The sequence below is a fragment of the Pseudomonas nabeulensis genome (genome assembly GCF_004682045.1).
Taxonomy (GTDB): Bacteria; Pseudomonadota; Gammaproteobacteria; order Pseudomonadales; family Pseudomonadaceae; genus Aquipseudomonas; species Aquipseudomonas nabeulensis.
The window spans coordinates 124645-139397 of record NZ_QUZT01000002.1 but is presented as its reverse complement, the minus strand read 5'-3'; the positions used below and the strand labels follow the sequence as shown (position 1 = coordinate 139397).

The window sequence follows — 14753 nt, the reverse complement described above, 5'->3', positions numbered from 1 at the left end:
GTGGACATAATTTGTTTATTCAATCAAAAAGTCCTATATGGGTGACATTTTGCTCATCACCAATCCCCCCTCTTTTGGCGAGCGGCTCAGGCAATTGCGTCGGGCAAAGCAATACAGCCAGCAACAGCTTGCAGAAAAGGCACGGTGCAGCCGTAAGACCATTATCGATCTCGAGGCCGGTGAAAACGTCGCCATGTACACCGTTTTCAGAGTCATTACTGCCTTGGGTATGGCCTTGGAGGTCGTGGACAGGCGGATCGATCTCAAGTCCCTTGCCGAACTGGTGGATCAGGATGAGTAAGATCAAACGACTGATCATCGACACCCCTCAGGGGAGTGCAGGCGAATTGTCCAAAGGCTCGCAGTTTTCATTCGCCTATGCCTCAGTCGAGGCCTCCCGTGAGGTGTCGCTGGTGATGCCCTATGACCCGACACCTGCCGTCAGCAACGTGCTGCATCCGATTTTCGATATGAATGTGCCCGAAGGTTTCCTGGCTGATCAGATCAAGCGCCGAATGGCCAAGCACATGCAAGTGGATGAAATGCGCTTGCTCTCGATTATCGGTGGCAACCAGATTGGTCGGCTGAGCTATGAGAACCCATTGGAAACGTCTGCCCCAGTAAGGGCGCAGGTGGGGTTGCAGGAAATTTTGTCGGCAGATGCCTCGCAGAGGGTGTTTGATTTTCTGGTGGAGACCTATTTCGAATCAGGGATCTCAGGTGTGCAGCCAAAGGTTTTGGTGCCTGACCTGGATAAGCTGGGCGGTAGCCGTAAAACCCTGCTCAGCTCCGACCTGATTGTGAAATCCGGTGCTGACGAGTACGCCCACCTGGCCCAGAACGAATTCCTTTGCCTGGAGGCTGCTCGCCTTGCGGGGTTGCAAACACCGCGATGCTGGTTGTCTGACGGCGGTGATCTTTTTGTGATGGAGCGCTTTGACCTTACCCAAACCGGCAGGTTGGGGTTTGAAGACATGGCAGTACTGCTGGGGCTGAACAAAGATCCGCACGACAATTACAAGTATTCGCAAAGTTATGAAACGCTCGCAGCAGTGATCAGTACTGTTTGCCAGCACGGTGATCCGTTGCGCGAGCTTGAGCGGTTTTTCTCTTCCGTTTGCCTGTCGGTCATGGTGCGTAATGGCGATGCTCATCTGAAAAATTTCGGTGTGCTCTATGACCATCCCGGCGCCCCGGAGACGGTGCAATTGGCGCCGGTGTTTGATGTCACTACGACCACAGCCTATGAAAACTACAATCCCAAATCTGGCCGTTCATTGGTCGACCGCACGTTGGCGATCAAGATGAACAAGGTCAAGGCCTACCCGGACCGCCAGCAGTTGCTTGAATTTGGTCGCAAGCACTGTGGTGTGGAAAATCCTGGACTGATCATTGAACGTATTGCTCAAGCGATGTCCGAAGCGCTTAACGAGCATCAGGCGCGAATTGATAGTGGGCTGTTTTCCACGATGCAAAGTGAGTGGGATGCAGGGCGAGCGATGGCGCTTCATGACTCAGTGGTGTCGGGCATGAGGCGAAAACCGGTAGTGAAGCGTGTGCATTGAAGGCTGATGGATAAGCCCGCAGTGATGCGGGCTTTTTTGCGGCTGCGATTTGGCCTCGCGGCGTTCAGTCGTGATCAATATCCAACTTGGCAAACGTCACCCGTGCCCCTTCCTTGGTATCCCCACTGTTGTCCTGCACATAAGCCCCTGCCTTGAAATACAACGGCTTGGCGCCCCACGCTGCACCAATGCGCTCATTCCACTCACCATCCGCCGCATACACGCTGAGCAGCCCGGCTTTATTCAGATTAATGACATAGGTAAAGCTCTTCTCCAGCGGCACATTCGACGCGACGATAATCACGCGGCTTTCGTCTTCGTCCGGGCGCATGCGCACTTTGGCGACGATGTTGCCGGTCTGGGTTTTCTCCTTGAATTGGTATTCCAGCTTGATCAGCGGTTTCTGGCTGTCATAGGCATGGATCTGGCCGATCACGATCTTGCCGCTGGACGGCACTTGGTTCACCGCCAGGGTGGCGCGCAGGAAGTTGTCGGCGTCGGGGTAGGTCCAGTTGCGCAGGCGGCCGTCGGCGTAGGTTTCGCGCAATTCACTGCGCGGGTAGATAGCGTTTTCGGTGCGGGTGCCGGTGACGGGGGTCCAGAATTGCACGTTGCTGCCTTCGGCCTGGAAATACTGGTCGTTGAAGCCGCTCATCAACCTGGGGGTTTCGATGGTCGCCGGTGGGGAGCCGACGGGAATGCTCAGATTCCAAGTGGAAAGGTCGATCATGGCGTGTGCCTTTTTGCAGGGGGTAACAACTTTGGCCCTTGGGCCAGACAGGTTCTTTATAGGCGGTGCTCGTCGGGTTGTTAAACATTTACTGGCAATTTATTGGCGCCAACAGAATGTCAAAAAGCCATGTTTCCCATGGAACGGGGCCTCCAGCGACTGACCGTTAGTCGGCTTCCTGAACTTTGGCGCAATGATGGCACCCAGGTACTTCTGATTTTTCGGAACCGAGGCTAGAGTGAGGCCTCAGAGTTTGTCCGGGTTTTCTCTCAGAATTGACCGGAATGGCTCCCAAGGAAGAGACGTAGCATGGAATGCGCTCCACACCCCGGCGACAGCAGATCGGTTCTTTTGGTGGTCGACGACTACCCGGAAAACCTGATCAGCATGCGCGCCCTTCTACAGCGCGAGGATTGGCAGGTGGTTACCGCCAGCTCCGGCCTGGAAGCCCTCGAGTTGTTGCTGGCACACGAAGTCGACTTGGTGCTGCTCGATGTCAAGATGCCTGGCATGGATGGCTTCGAAGTCGCGCGCCTGATGCGTGGCAGCCAGCGTACGCGGATGACGCCGATTATCTTCCTCAGTGCCAACGCCCAATCCGCCGCCGCCGTGCTTGAAGGCTACGCCAGTGGCGCTATCGATTACCTGTTCAAACCCTTTGACCCACATATTCTCAAGCCCAAGGTCCAGGCGTTGCTGGAGCACCAGCGCAATCGCCGGGCGTTGCAGCGCCTGAGCCACGACCTGGAGTCTGCCCGCGCCTTCAATGCGTCGGTACTCGACAACGCCGCCGAGGGCATCCTGGTGGTGGGGCAAGAGGGCGTGATCCAGTACGCCAACCCGGCGATTTCACGCTTGCTCAACGCCACGATGGAAGAGTTGCAGGGACAGGACTTCCTCAATTTCCTGCAAAAGCCCCATGTGCCCGTCTGGCTGGAATCGCAGATGTACGCCGGTTACCGCAAGGGCGAAACCTGGCGCCTGCACGACGCAATTCTGCGCACGGGCCGTGGCCAGCAAGTGCCGGTGGCCTTGTCTTGCGCGCCATTGCCGGCGGAGCAGAGGGCGATGGTGGTGACTGTGCTGGACATGTCCGAAGTGCGTCACCTGCACCAGCAACTGGAGTTCCAGGCGGTCACCGACCCGTTGACCGGGTTGCTGAACCGCCGCGGTTTCTATCAGGCGGTCGAGAACAGTCTGCTGCGCAGTGAACGCGCTGATCAGTCGTTGGTGCTGATGTACCTGGACCTCGACGGGTTCAAGCGGGTCAACGATTCCCTCGGCCATGACGCCGGAGACCGCGTGTTGCGCTGGGTCTCCGAGCAACTGCAGGGCTGTCTGCACTCCTGCGACATTCTTGGGCGCATGGGCGGCGATGAATTCACGGCGCTGCTGGAGCTGGAGTTTCCGGAGCAGGCGGCGAAGATTGCAGAAAAACTGATCGAAAGGGTCTCGGTTTGCCAGCAGGTCGACGGTTTGGAGGTGATGCTCGGCGTGAGCATCGGCATTGCCACGTTCCCCGACTGTGGCTCGGATTTGAATGGCCTGCTGCGTGCGGCGGATATCGCCATGTACGAAGCCAAGCGCGCCGGGCGTCAGCAGTATCGCTACTACGACCAGGAAATGAACGGTCGCGCCCGTTCGCGGCTGATGCTGGAAGACAGCGTGCGCACAGCCATCCAAAACAAGGATTTCAGCCTGGTCTACCAGCCGCAGGTGTCGCTGGTGGACGGCCGCTTGCGGGGTGTCGAGGCGTTATTGCGCTGGCAGCACCCGAGTGTCGGCGACGTGCCGCCGGGGCTGTTCCTGCCTTTGCTGGAAGAGGCGCGGCTGATCAGCCAGTTGAGCGCGTGGATCTACCAACAGGTCGCCGCCCAGCGCCAGGCCTGGCAAACCACCTTCGATGATGAACTGGTATTGAGCGTGAGCCTGAGCAGCAACCAGTTCAATATGCCCAACCTGGCCACTCAGTTGCAGCAGGTACTCGAGCGACATGGGTTGCAGGCGCGGCAGTTGGAAGTGGAGATCAGCGAAGACAGTTTGATGAGCAACCTGGAAGAGTCCGCCAAGCAGCTAAAGTTGCTGCGCCAGGTTGGCGTGCGGATTGCGCTGGACGACTTTGGTGCGGGCAATTGCTCCCTGTCCCACCTGCGTGACCTGGCCTTCGATACCCTCAAGCTCGACCCGCAATTGGTCGCGCGCCTGCCGGGCTCGCCACGGGATGCGGCGTTTGCACTGAGCATTATCCAGCTCTGTGGGCACTTTGATGTGTTGGTGGTGGCCGAGGGCGTGGAAACGGACGAGCAAGCCCAATGGCTTAAAGCCAATGGTTGCCCGTTTATCCAGGGGGCGTGGGCGGCGCAGCCGTTGATGGCCGACGAAGTTGCCGGCTGGTCGCACCCTCGTCTGCGTTGAATTCGCTACACTGGCGCCCATTCGAACCCTGTTGCAGACCCCATGACCGCGCTGAAATACCTCCAGGCCTACCCCGCAGCCCTTCAAGAACAAGTGCGTCAACTGATCGCCAAGGACCAGTTGGGCGCTTACCTGGAACAACGCTACCCCGAGCGTCACGCCGTGCAGAGCGACAAGGCTCTGTACGCCTACGCGCTGGCCTTGAAGCAGGAGCATCTGCGCAACGCGCCGGCCATCGACAAAGTGTTGTTCGATAACCGCTTGGACCTGACCCACCGCGCCCTGGGCCTGCACACCACGATTTCGCGGGTGCAGGGCGGCAATCTCAAGTCCAAGAAAGAGATCCGCATTGCTGCGCTGTTCAAGGAAGCCGCGCCGGAGTTCCTGCGCATGATCGTGGTGCACGAACTGGCGCACTTCAAGGAATCGGACCACAACAAGGCGTTCTACAAACTCTGTGAATACATGATGCCGGGCTACCATCAGGTGGAATTCGACCTGCGGGTGTATCTCACGTATCGCGACCTGCAGGGCAAGCCCTGACCGCACAAGGCGATTGACCATGGAAGTGAGCAAGACCAAGAGCAGTTTCTACCGCCGCCTGTATGTGGCGTATTTGATCGACAGCGGCCTGGCCAGCAGTGTGCCGGCGTTGACCGATGTGACGGGCATGCCCCGGCGTACGGCGCAGGACACGATTGCGGCGTTGGCCGACTTGGATATCGTGTGTGAGTTCGAGCAGGAGGACGGTGCGCGGAACCATGCCGGGTGTTATCGGATTCGCAGCTGGGGGGCGATTGATCGGGGGTGGATTGAGGCGAATCTGGATTCGGTGAAGCAGGTGTTGGGGTATCCCTGAGTGATGTGTTGATTGGTCCATTGCTATCGGGGGCAAGCCCCCTCCCACATTTGATAGGCGGCGCGGTCAAAATGTGGGAGGGGGCTTGCCCCCGATGGCGGCCTCAAACCCGCCGCATACCAATATGTGGAATATCGTCCTCCAGGTATTCCTCACCCGCCACCACAAACCCATACCGCCCGTAATACCCCTGCAAATGCGCCTGGGCCGACAGAAAAATCGGCGTTTCCGGCCAGATTTCTTCTATCTGCCGAAGGGTCTCTTCCATCATCTGATGCCCCAGCCCGGTCCCCCGCGCTACCGGCGCCACGATCACCCGGCCAACGACCACATCACCGCCCTGTGAGTCAGGATCGAGCAAACGCAAGTAGGCCACCAACTCATCATCCTTCCAGGCCATCAAATGATGGGTATCGCCCTCCAGGTCCTGCCCGTCGATGTCCTGGTACACGCATTTTTGCTCAACGACGAATACCTCGCCGCGCAGGCGCAGGATCGCGTACAGCTGTTCCTTGCCCAGGTCGGTGTGATGTTTGCAGACCCATTCGACTGTCATGGTGTGATCTCTTGTAAGTGACTGTCCTGATAGTAAGCGCGGCCGGCGTTTGTGTCTAAATCAGCTATTTTTGTGAGTGAAGTCAAATTGACATCATTGAGTGCATTCGCGGCCCGTGGGTTTGTGTAATCTTCAGCTACTGTTACATCCTCAGTGCCCGCCAAGGACGTTAAGCATGCCGCGATTTGCTCGTGCCGTTGCTTTGATTGGAGTGTTGCTGCTGTCCCAGTCGGTATTCGCCCAGCGCCTGCGCCTGGTGGCGGATGCCTGGCCTCCCTTTACCGATGCCACGTTGATCAACGGCGGGCTGGCGACCGATATTGTCAGCACGGCCTTGGCTCGAGCGGGCTATGCCAGTGACTTCGAACAGGTGCCCTGGGCCCGTGCGCTGATGGGTGTGGGCGATGGGCGCTATGACGTGCTGGTCAATGCCTGGTACGACGAATCCCGCACACAGCTGGGGCAGTTTTCGGGCGAATACCTGCTCAATCGCGTGCGGTTCCTGAAGCACCGTGACGATGCCATCGACTTTCAGAACCTTGAACAATTGCACGACTACCCCATCGCCGTGGTGCGCGGTTATGCCTATTCGGCGCCGTTTGATACGGACACGCAGTTGCAGAAAGTCCCGGTGCACAACTTCGCCATGGCCGTGCGCATGCTCGCGGCGCAGCGGGTGCGGTTGACGGTGGAGGATGAGTACGTGGCGCGTTATTACCTGTCGCGCGAGTCGGTAACGGTGCGCAATGCCGTGGAGTTTTTACCCAAGCCTTTGAGTGAAAACAGCCTGCATATCCTGGTCAGTTTGAAGAACCCGGAGCATGAAAGGATCGTGGCGGGGTTTGATCGGGAGATTGCCAGGATGAAGGCGGATGGGAGTTATGCGCGGTTGGTGAGGCAGCATGGAATGTAGTGCGCTTGCGGGCCTCATCGGGGGCAAGCCCCCTCCCACATTTTGACCGCGCCGCCTATCAAATGTGGGAGGGGGCTTGCCCCCGATGACGATCTAACCGGCGCTGGTATCCTTGATCAAATGCGCAGCCAACGTCCGCAACGGCCCCAGTTGCCGACAAATCAACGCCAACTGCGTCTGCACCAACCGCTGCCCTTCGTCGATCTCATCCGGCATCTGCTCCAGCTCTGCCGCCAATGCTTCTTCCGCATCACTTTGAATCGCAATCGGCTGCTTGTTGGCCAACCCCGTAGCGATTTCATCGATGCTCGCCGCCAGCGTATTCCCCGCACCCTCGATCAAGTGCTCGCGCACGTCGGCGGGCAATTGAGTCTCGCGGTGTGCCCCCAGCCCCGACAAGTAACTGAGCAACGTATGGGACAGCACCAGGAAGCGGAACCCCACATCCGCCTCCTTACGAAAGTGCCCGGGCTCCATCAGCATATTCGCCAATGTCGTCGACAGCGCCGCATCGGCGTTGTGCGCGTTACGCCGGGCCAGGCGATAAGCCAGGTCGTCGCTCTTGCCGGCGGCGTATTGCTGCATGATCTGGCGCAGGTAGATGCTGTTGCAGGTCAGGGTGTTGGCCAGCACTTTGTTCAGGCGCCGGCCTTGCCAGTCCGGCAGGAACAGGAACACCGCCAGGCCCGCGATCAAGCTACCAAGCAAGGTATCGAACAGGCGCGGCAGGAACAGCCCGTAGCCATCGCCTACCTGGTTGAAGCAGAACAGCACCATCAGGGTGATGGCGGCCGTGGCCAGGGTGTAGCGAGTGGTGCGGTTGATAAAGAACACCAGGCCGGCGGCGATGGCGAACATCGACTGCACCAGAGGGCTTGGGAATAGATCGAACAACGCCCAGGCCACGGTGAGGCCAATGGCGGTGCCGATGATCCGCTGGCCGAGCTTGCGCCGCGTGGCGCCGTAGTTCGGTTGGCATACGAACAGCGTGGTCAGGATGATCCAGTAGCCCTGGGACGCGTGGATCGCATGCAGGGTGGCGTAGCCGATGGTCAGTGCCAGGGACAGGCGCAGCGCATGGCGGAACAGCAAGGAGGTCGGCGTCATCTGCGTGCGCAGGCGCGTCCACATTTCCTTGAGGTTGCGCGGGGCGCGGTCCAGCAGGTTGCTGTCGGTGGCATCGGCCAGGTTGTCGGGGTTGCTCGCGTCACCCAGCAGGCGGTCGAGGGTGGACAGGTTGGCCGCCAACGCGCGCAACGAACGCAGCAGGCCGCGCCAGGCCGGGTTGCTCTGGATGCGCAGGTGTTCCAGCGAAGCGTTCAGGTCACCCAGGGCTTCGGCGAAGCTGTCGTCATAGATGAACGGCTGGCGCAGTTGGATCGACTCGGCCAGGGCCTGGCAGGCCTTGCCTTGCTGGCGCAGCAGGCGTTGGCAGCGGAACAAGACGTCGCTGTGGAAGAATGCTTCGGCCAGCGCGTTGTAGGGGTAGTGGGAGGAACTGGCGCGTTCGTGGATGTCCTGGGCAAGGAAGTACAGCTTGAGGTAGCGACTGACCTTCGAGCCCGGTCGACCATTGCCCACGCGGTGCAGGATGATTTCCTTCGCCGCATTCAGCGCGGCGACCACCCGGCCATTTTGCTGGGCCAGTTCCAGGCGGCGCGCTTCCACATCCAGTTGGCGGATCGGTTCAAACAGTGACGACTTGAGCTTAAGGTAGCGCCCCAATTCGCGGAACAACCGCGCCAGGCTCTGTTGCACCGGCTGGTTGGAAAACAGCGCTTGCCACAGCACCGACAAAGCGCCGTACCAGGCGGCGCCGGCCACCAATAGCAGCGGTTCGTGCCAGAAATCCGAGACCGCGCCGCCGCGCTGGTCCACGCCGATCATGGTGTACACCGACAAGATCAACGTCGCCGACGCAATCGCGCCGTAGCGTTCGCCGAGGGCGCCGAGCATGGTCAGGCAGAACGTGGCCAGGGCCAGGGCGATAGCGAAAAACCACGGATAGGGAAACAGCAACTCCACCGACAGCGCGGCGATACTGAAACACACCAGCGTCACCGCCAGCGCGTTGAGGCGGCCTTGCCAGCTGTCATCGGTCTCGGCCAGGGCGCTGGCGATAATCCCCAGGAACAGCGGGATCAGCAGCGTCATCTCATCCTGATACCAGCACAGCGCCATGCTGCCGGTAAGGGCGATGAACACTCGAATGCTGTAGCTGAATTTATCCAGCGCCCAGAGACGGCGCAGGGACTGCTTGAACGAGGTCGATGACATGAAGTCTGGAGTCTTCCGGGACGATGCCGTTAAGTTGGCCCATCAGTGACGCCACGGCAAGGGTCGCGATCACATCTCCTGGAAAATTATTCCCAAGCACACCACAAAACCAATGTGGGAGGGGGCTTGCCCCCGATTGCGGTGTGTCAGTCAGCCCATCAGTTACTGATACACCGCTATCGGGGGCAAGCCCCCTCCCACCTTTAACCCAGTACATCCTTAGGTCAGGCGTATTGTGCGGCGGCGTAGCCAGAGGCCCATGCCCACTGGAAGTTGAAGCCGCCCAAGTGACCCGTCACATCCAGTACCTCGCCGATAAAGTACAGCCCAGGACTTTTCAGCGACTCCATGGTCTTGGACGACACCTCCCGCGTATCCACCCCACCCAGTGTCACTTCCGCTGTGCGATAACCCTCAGTCCCCGCCGGCACCAACTGCCAGCTCCCCAGTTTCGCCGCGATATCGGCAATTTCCGCATGGGTGTACTGCTTCATCGGCTTGGACACAAACCAGGTTTCCGCCAGCAGGTTGGCCATCTTCTTGGTGAAGATTTCACCCAGCAGGGTTTTCAACTCGCTGTTGGGCCGCTCGGCCTGTTGCTGTTGCAGCCAGGTATGGGCGTCGTGGTCGGGCAACAGGTTGATCTCCACTGTATCGCCGGATTCCCAGTACGAAGAAATCTGCAAAATCGCCGGCCCGCTCAGGCCACGGTGGGTAAACAGGATGTTCTCGCGGAAGCTCTGGTCATTGCAGCTCACCAGGCAATCCACGGACGTCCCCGACAGCTCGCCGCACAAGTCTTTGAGTTGGTCGGTGATGGTGAACGGCACCAACCCGGCGCGGGTCGGCAGCAGCTCATGGCCGAATTGCTTGGCCACTTGATAGCCGAAACCGGTGGCGCCCAGTGTTGGAATTGACAGGCCGCCGGTGGCGATCACCAACGACTCGCAGCGCAGTTCGCCCAAGGTGGTTTGCAATTGGTAGCCGCCGTCGACCTTGGCGATCTCCTGGATCGAGGTGTCCAGGTGCAGGTTCACGCCGGTCTGGATGCACTCGTCGAGCAGCATGCCGAGGATGTCGCTGGACTTGTTATCGCAGAACAGTTGGCCGAGTTTCTTTTCGTGGTACGGCACGCCGTGCTTGGCCACCAGGCCGATAAAGTCCCACTGGGTGTAGCGGGCCAGGGCCGACTTGCAGAAGTGCGCGTTTTGGGAGAGGAAGTTGGCAGGCTCGGTGTACATATTGGTGAAGTTGCAGCGGCCACCGCCGGACATCAGGATCTTCTTGCCGGCCTTGTTGGCATGGTCGATCAACATCACCTTGCGCCCACGCCCGGCGGCGGTCAGCGCGCACATCAAGCCTGCGGCGCCGGCGCCAATGATCACAACTTCGGTCGAGCGCACAGCTTTGTCCTCACAAAAATATTGATTTGAAATGCAATCAAATGTGGGAGGGGGCTTGCCCCCGATAGCAGTGTGTCAGTCAGTACATCTTTACCTGATAGACCGCTATCGGGGGCAAGCCCCCTCCCACATGGGATCTCCGATAAATTGGAGATCGTGTTACAGGATCCGCACGCGCAACGAACGGCCCTTGATCTTGCCGTCATTCAAGCGCTGCAACGCCTGCTTGGCGATGCCGCGCTCAACCGCCACAAACGCCTGGAAGTCAAAGATCGCGATCTTGCCCACCTGCGCCCCCGGAATCCCGGCTTCGCCGGTCAATGCACCGAGGATGTCGCCCGGACGCACCTTGTCTTTACGGCCAGCGGCAATGCACAGCGTGCTCATCTGCGGCAACAACGGACCACCGCTTTGCGGCTTGAGGTTGTCCAGTTGGTCCCAGTTCAGCGGGGTCTTTTGCAGTTGCTCGATGGCTTGGGCGCGGTGCGCTTCGGACGGCGCCACCAGGCTGATCGCCAGGCCGGTCTCACCGGCACGGCCAGTGCGGCCTACACGGTGGATGTGGATTTCCGAGTCGCGGGCCAGTTCGACGTTGATCACCATGTCCAGCGAGTCAATGTCCAAACCGCGTGCCGCCACGTCAGTCGCGACCAGCACCGAAGTGCTGCGGTTGGCGAACATCGCCAGTACCTGGTCACGGTCGCGCTGTTCCAGATCGCCGTGCAGGCCAACAGCAGAGATGCCCTTGGAGGTCAGATGATCCACGGTTTCCTGCACTTGCTGCTTGGTAAAGCAGAACGCCACGCAGGAGGCCGGGCGGAAGTGCGCCAGCACCTTGGTCACGGCGGCCATGCGCTCGTCCGGCGAGATCTCGTAGAAGCGCTGTTCGATCTGGTCATCGGAGTGGAACGCTTCGGCCTTCACTTGCTGCGGCGCGCGCATGAACTTGGACGCCAACTGCTTGATGCTCACCGGGTAGGTGGCCGAGAACAGCAGGGTCTGGCGGCGTGGCGGGGTCTTGCTGATGATGTCTTCGATGGCGTCGTAGAAGCCCATGTCGAGCATGCGGTCGGCTTCGTCGAGGATCAGCGTGTTCAAACCGTCCAGCACCAGCGAGCCTTTGCGCAAATGTTGCTGGATACGGCCCGGCGTGCCGACGATGACGTGGGCGCCGTGTTCCAGGGAGGCGATCTGCGGGCCGAGGGACACGCCGCCGCACAGGGTCAGGACCTTGATGTTGTCTTCGGCACGGGCCAGGCGACGGATTTCCTTGGCGACCTGGTCGGCCAGCTCACGTGTGGGGCACAGCACCAGGGCCTGGCAGCCGAAGTAGCGCGGGTTGATCGGGTTCAACAGGCCGATGCCGAAGGCGGCGGTCTTGCCGCTGCCGGTCTTGGCCTGGGCGATCAGGTCCAGCCCCTTGAGGATCACCGGCAAGCTCTGCGCCTGGATCTGCGTCATCTCGACATAACCCAGCGAGTCGAGGTTAGCCAGCATGGCGGCGGACAGGGGCAAAGTATTAAAAGCGGTGGCGATGGTAGTCACGGGACTGGCTCTGCAAAACAAAATGTTGCGCAGTGTACCAGTCCCGCAGGATTTTCCCTGCAAGTTCTAGACGGGAAGCCTACTTAGTGCTCGATATCGTGCTCACGGTTGACCACCCGTTTGCCGTCGGTTGGCGACAATTGCAGGAAGATCGCCGCCGCTAGCATCGCCATGATGCCTACGGTGAGGAAGGTCAGTTGGAACGCGCCGAGTACCGTGCTCACGCCGTCGTTGCCGGTTTCTGCGGTAAAGCCGCCGAGCAATGCACCGGCGCAGGCCACCCCAAGGCTCAGGGACAATTGCGCCACTACCGACAGCAAACTGTTACCGCTGCTGGCCTGGGCGTCGTCCAGGTCGATCAGGGTCACGGTGTTCATTGCGGTGAATTGCAGGGAGTTGATCGCCCCCAGCACCGCCAGCATGCCCAGTAGCAGCGGGTAGGGCGTCTGTTCGCTGACCAGGCCCATGCTCGCCAGCATGATACCCAGCGCCAAGGTGTTGCCGGTGAGGACGATCCGATACCCCAGGCGCTCGATCAATGGCCGGGCAATGGACTTGGCAAACATCGCCGCCGCTGCCAGGGGCAACATGCTCATGCCCGCTTCCGAGGGCGAGTAACCCAGCGCCACCTGCAACAGCAATGGCACAAGGAACGGCAACGCGCCGCTGCCCAGGCGGGCAAACAGGTTGCCCAAAATGCCCACGGCAAAGGTGCGCGTCTTGAACAGCACCGGCGAAAACAGCGGGTTATCGATATGCCCCGCCCGCAACCAGTACGCCGCCAGGCACGCCAAGCCACCGAACAACAGCAACATCACCCGCAGGTGCGGCAGGTGCAGTTCGCCCAGGCCTTCCATGGCGATGGTGATCAGCACCATCGCCGCGCCAAACAGCAAGAAGCCGATGCTATCGAAGCGTGTGCGCTCGCTGCCGCGCAGGTCCGGGATCAGTTTCCACACGGCCCAGCAGCCGACCATGCCCACCGGCAGGTTGATCAGGAAGATCCAGTGCCACGTCAGGTATTGCACCATCCAGCCGCCCATGGTTGGGCCGAGCAGCGGGCCGAGCAGGCCGGGGATGGTAATGAAGCCCATGATCCGCACCAGTTCGGAGCGGGGATAGGCACGCAGCACGACCAGCCTGCCGACGGGGAGCATCAACGCGCCGCCCAGCCCTTGCACCACCCGTGCGCCCACCAGCATGGTCAAGCTGCTGGACAGGGCGCACAGCAGCGAGCCAATGCTGAACAGCATGATCGCGCCAAAGAAGATTTTCTTGGTGCCGAAGCGGTCGGCGATCCAGCCCGACGCCGGGATCAGCAAGGCGACGGTGAGCATGTAGGCGATCACCACGCCTTGCATGCGCAGCGGGTTTTCCGCGAGGTCCCGGGCCATGGCCGGCAATGCCGTGTTGAGGATCGTCCCGTCCAGCGACTGCATGAAGAAGGCAATCGCCACCACCCAGGGGAGCCAGCGGGCGGTCTTGGCATCGAGCGGGACGCGATTCGGCATAGAAAACCCTTTTTGTTAGCAGGCTATGTGTTGGCGATTATGCGCCATCCGTCGCGGCTTTTCCCACCAGGAAATCCAGCAGTTCACGGTGCACCGCTGCCGCCGCTTCGCTGGATTCAAGGTCGAGCAAGTGGCCAGTATGCTCGGCCACGGCAAAGCTGCTGCGCCCCACATACTGCTTGAACAGTTGCGCCTCGGCGGCGGGGGTGTATTCATCCAGGGCGCCATTGAGGAAGTGCACCGGCGTTTCAATCTGCCTGAGGGCGGGCAAGTAATTGCCATCGCCCAGCGCCAGTACCTGATGGATATGAAAGCGCGCCTGGCGGTACTCGGTAGTGGCCATGCTCGACAGATGTCGATGGTTATTGCGCTTGAGGCGCGGCGACAGGTATTTGCCCACGGTGTCATTGAGCAGGTGGCCGACGGCGGATTTGTCATCGGCCTCGATCAACACGCGCACGCGCTCCACATAGTCGAGCATGGCCTGGTTGAGGTTGGGTGCCAGGGCCATCACCACGGAGCTTTTGATCGACGGCGGGTTGTGCGCCAGGGTCAGCAGGGTGGAGATGCCGCCCCAGGAGGCCGAGACCAGATGGTTGACCTCAAAGCGTTCTACCAAGGCCCGCAGGATTTGCACCTCGTCGTCCTTGGTCACCAGGTCGAGGTCGGCATTGTGCTCGCGGGAATAACCCGAGAAGGGCAGGTCGAACAACAGCACGTTGAAATGCTCGGCCAAACACTTGCTGGTGCGGGCGAAGGAGCGGGTGGTGGACAGCGCGCCGTTGACCATCAGCACCGTGTCTTTGTGCGGGTCGTTGCCTAATCGCTCGATGTGAACGTTGTAGTGTTTGAACAGCTTTTGTATGACGAAACTTCCCTGGTTCATGTCAACGTTCCCTGTAGGTGGCGGGGTGCCACCAACCGTTATAACGGGGTTTTTTACGGGGGACAACTGAGCACGGGGGGACAAGCTTTAGTT

General features: G+C 60.0%; 13 protein-coding genes. 6 read left to right on the top strand and 7 right to left on the bottom strand.

Translation table 11 applies throughout. From position 1 onward, the window contains the following. The first annotated feature begins 37 nt into the window (after nt 1-37). Together DYL61_RS02095 and DYL61_RS02090 are read left to right on the top strand one after the other, a co-directional pair. Nucleotides 38-301 carry a helix-turn-helix transcriptional regulator gene (locus DYL61_RS02095; RefSeq protein ID WP_238704512.1) on the top strand — a complete coding sequence of 88 codons (264 nt, stop codon included), beginning with the start codon at nt 38-40 and terminating at the stop codon, nt 299-301. Then, on the top strand, nt 294-1565 hold the full coding sequence (locus DYL61_RS02090) for a type II toxin-antitoxin system HipA family toxin (RefSeq protein WP_135307010.1): 1272 nt from the start codon (nt 294-296) through the stop codon (nt 1563-1565). The genes DYL61_RS02095 and DYL61_RS02090 overlap by 8 nt, the downstream gene beginning before the upstream one ends. A gap of 64 nt (nt 1566-1629) precedes the next feature. Here the strand turns inward: DYL61_RS02090 and DYL61_RS02085 are convergent, their stop codons facing one another. Continuing rightward, nucleotides 1630-2295 (bottom strand): polysaccharide lyase family 7 protein, encoded by a 666-nt coding sequence (locus DYL61_RS02085; protein WP_135307009.1) that lies wholly within the window; start codon nt 2293-2295, stop codon nt 1630-1632. A 309-nt stretch (nt 2296-2604) separates the two neighbouring features. Here DYL61_RS02085 and DYL61_RS02080 point away from each other — a divergent pair, with 309 nt between their 5' ends. From DYL61_RS02080 to DYL61_RS02070, 3 genes are read left to right on the top strand one after another with little or no spacing between them, the layout of a single operon-like run. Beyond that, entirely contained in the window at nt 2605-4710 is a 2106-nt protein-coding gene (locus tag DYL61_RS02080) for a putative bifunctional diguanylate cyclase/phosphodiesterase (RefSeq protein WP_135307008.1), read from the top strand. Nucleotides 4711-4752: 42 nt separating this feature from the next. Continuing rightward, nucleotides 4753-5253, top strand: a complete 501-nt coding sequence (locus tag DYL61_RS02075; RefSeq protein ID WP_010207148.1) for a M48 metallopeptidase family protein — start codon at nt 4753-4755, stop codon at nt 5251-5253. Nucleotides 5254-5272: 19 nt separating this feature from the next. After that, nucleotides 5273-5569: a winged helix-turn-helix domain-containing protein gene (locus DYL61_RS02070; RefSeq protein WP_135307007.1), complete on the top strand. Its 297-nt coding sequence runs from the start codon at nt 5273-5275 to the stop codon at nt 5567-5569. A 103-nt stretch (nt 5570-5672) separates the two neighbouring features. Here DYL61_RS02070 and DYL61_RS02065 read toward each other — a convergent pair whose 3' ends face one another. Then, entirely contained in the window at nt 5673-6125 is a 453-nt protein-coding gene (locus tag DYL61_RS02065; RefSeq protein ID WP_135307006.1) for a GNAT family N-acetyltransferase, read from the bottom strand. Between the two features lie 175 nt (nt 6126-6300). Here DYL61_RS02065 and DYL61_RS02060 point away from each other — a divergent pair, with 175 nt between their 5' ends. Then, the gene (locus DYL61_RS02060) at nt 6301-7038 is read left to right on the top strand and encodes a substrate-binding periplasmic protein (RefSeq protein WP_135307005.1); all 738 of its coding nucleotides are present in this window, start codon (nt 6301-6303) and stop codon (nt 7036-7038) included. Nucleotides 7039-7131: 93 nt separating this feature from the next. Here the strand turns inward: DYL61_RS02060 and yccS are convergent, their stop codons facing one another. The 5 genes from yccS to DYL61_RS02035 form a co-directional block, all read right to left on the bottom strand. Then, on the bottom strand, nt 7132-9315 hold the full coding sequence (gene yccS / locus DYL61_RS02055) for a YccS family putative transporter (RefSeq protein ID WP_135307004.1): 2184 nt from the start codon (nt 9313-9315) through the stop codon (nt 7132-7134). Nucleotides 9316-9539: 224 nt separating this feature from the next. Beyond that, the gene (locus DYL61_RS02050) at nt 9540-10718 is read right to left on the bottom strand and encodes a BaiN/RdsA family NAD(P)/FAD-dependent oxidoreductase (protein ID WP_135307003.1); all 1179 of its coding nucleotides are present in this window, start codon (nt 10716-10718) and stop codon (nt 9540-9542) included. A gap of 159 nt (nt 10719-10877) precedes the next feature. Beyond that, nucleotides 10878-12215: an ATP-dependent RNA helicase DbpA gene (gene dbpA / locus DYL61_RS02045; protein ID WP_238704514.1), complete on the bottom strand. Its 1338-nt coding sequence runs from the start codon at nt 12213-12215 to the stop codon at nt 10878-10880. A 131-nt stretch (nt 12216-12346) separates the two neighbouring features. Continuing rightward, nucleotides 12347-13774, bottom strand: a complete 1428-nt coding sequence (gene mdtD, locus DYL61_RS02040; protein WP_135307002.1) for a multidrug transporter subunit MdtD — start codon at nt 13772-13774, stop codon at nt 12347-12349. 37 nt (nt 13775-13811) lie between these two features. Further along, nucleotides 13812-14660 (bottom strand): alpha/beta fold hydrolase, encoded by an 849-nt coding sequence (locus DYL61_RS02035; RefSeq protein WP_135307001.1) that lies wholly within the window; start codon nt 14658-14660, stop codon nt 13812-13814. Between the last annotated feature and the right edge of the window lie 93 nt (nt 14661-14753).

Excerpts from the sequence above, each read along its gene's own strand:
- DYL61_RS02085 (WP_135307009.1), bottom strand. The coding sequence starts at position 2,295 with ATGATCGACCTTTCCACTTGGAATCTGAGCATTCCCGTCGGCTCCCCA.
- DYL61_RS02060 (WP_135307005.1), top strand. The coding sequence starts at position 6,301 with ATGCCGCGATTTGCTCGTGCCGTTGCTTTGATTGGAGTGTTGCTGCTG.
- DYL61_RS02035 (WP_135307001.1), bottom strand. The coding sequence starts at position 14,660 with ATGAACCAGGGAAGTTTCGTCATACAAAAGCTGTTCAAACACTACAAC.
- DYL61_RS02065 (WP_135307006.1), bottom strand. The coding sequence starts at position 6,125 with ATGACAGTCGAATGGGTCTGCAAACATCACACCGACCTGGGCAAGGAA.
- DYL61_RS02080 (WP_135307008.1), top strand. The coding sequence starts at position 2,605 with ATGGAATGCGCTCCACACCCCGGCGACAGCAGATCGGTTCTTTTGGTG.
- DYL61_RS02095 (WP_238704512.1), top strand. The coding sequence starts at position 38 with ATGGGTGACATTTTGCTCATCACCAATCCCCCCTCTTTTGGCGAGCGG.
- dbpA (WP_238704514.1), bottom strand. The coding sequence starts at position 12,215 with ATGCTGGCTAACCTCGACTCGCTGGGTTATGTCGAGATGACGCAGATC.
- DYL61_RS02070 (WP_135307007.1), top strand. The coding sequence starts at position 5,273 with ATGGAAGTGAGCAAGACCAAGAGCAGTTTCTACCGCCGCCTGTATGTG.
- mdtD (WP_135307002.1), bottom strand. The coding sequence starts at position 13,774 with ATGCCGAATCGCGTCCCGCTCGATGCCAAGACCGCCCGCTGGCTCCCC.
- DYL61_RS02075 (WP_010207148.1), top strand. The coding sequence starts at position 4,753 with ATGACCGCGCTGAAATACCTCCAGGCCTACCCCGCAGCCCTTCAAGAA.
- DYL61_RS02090 (WP_135307010.1), top strand. The coding sequence starts at position 294 with ATGAGTAAGATCAAACGACTGATCATCGACACCCCTCAGGGGAGTGCA.
- yccS (WP_135307004.1), bottom strand. The coding sequence starts at position 9,315 with ATGTCATCGACCTCGTTCAAGCAGTCCCTGCGCCGTCTCTGGGCGCTG.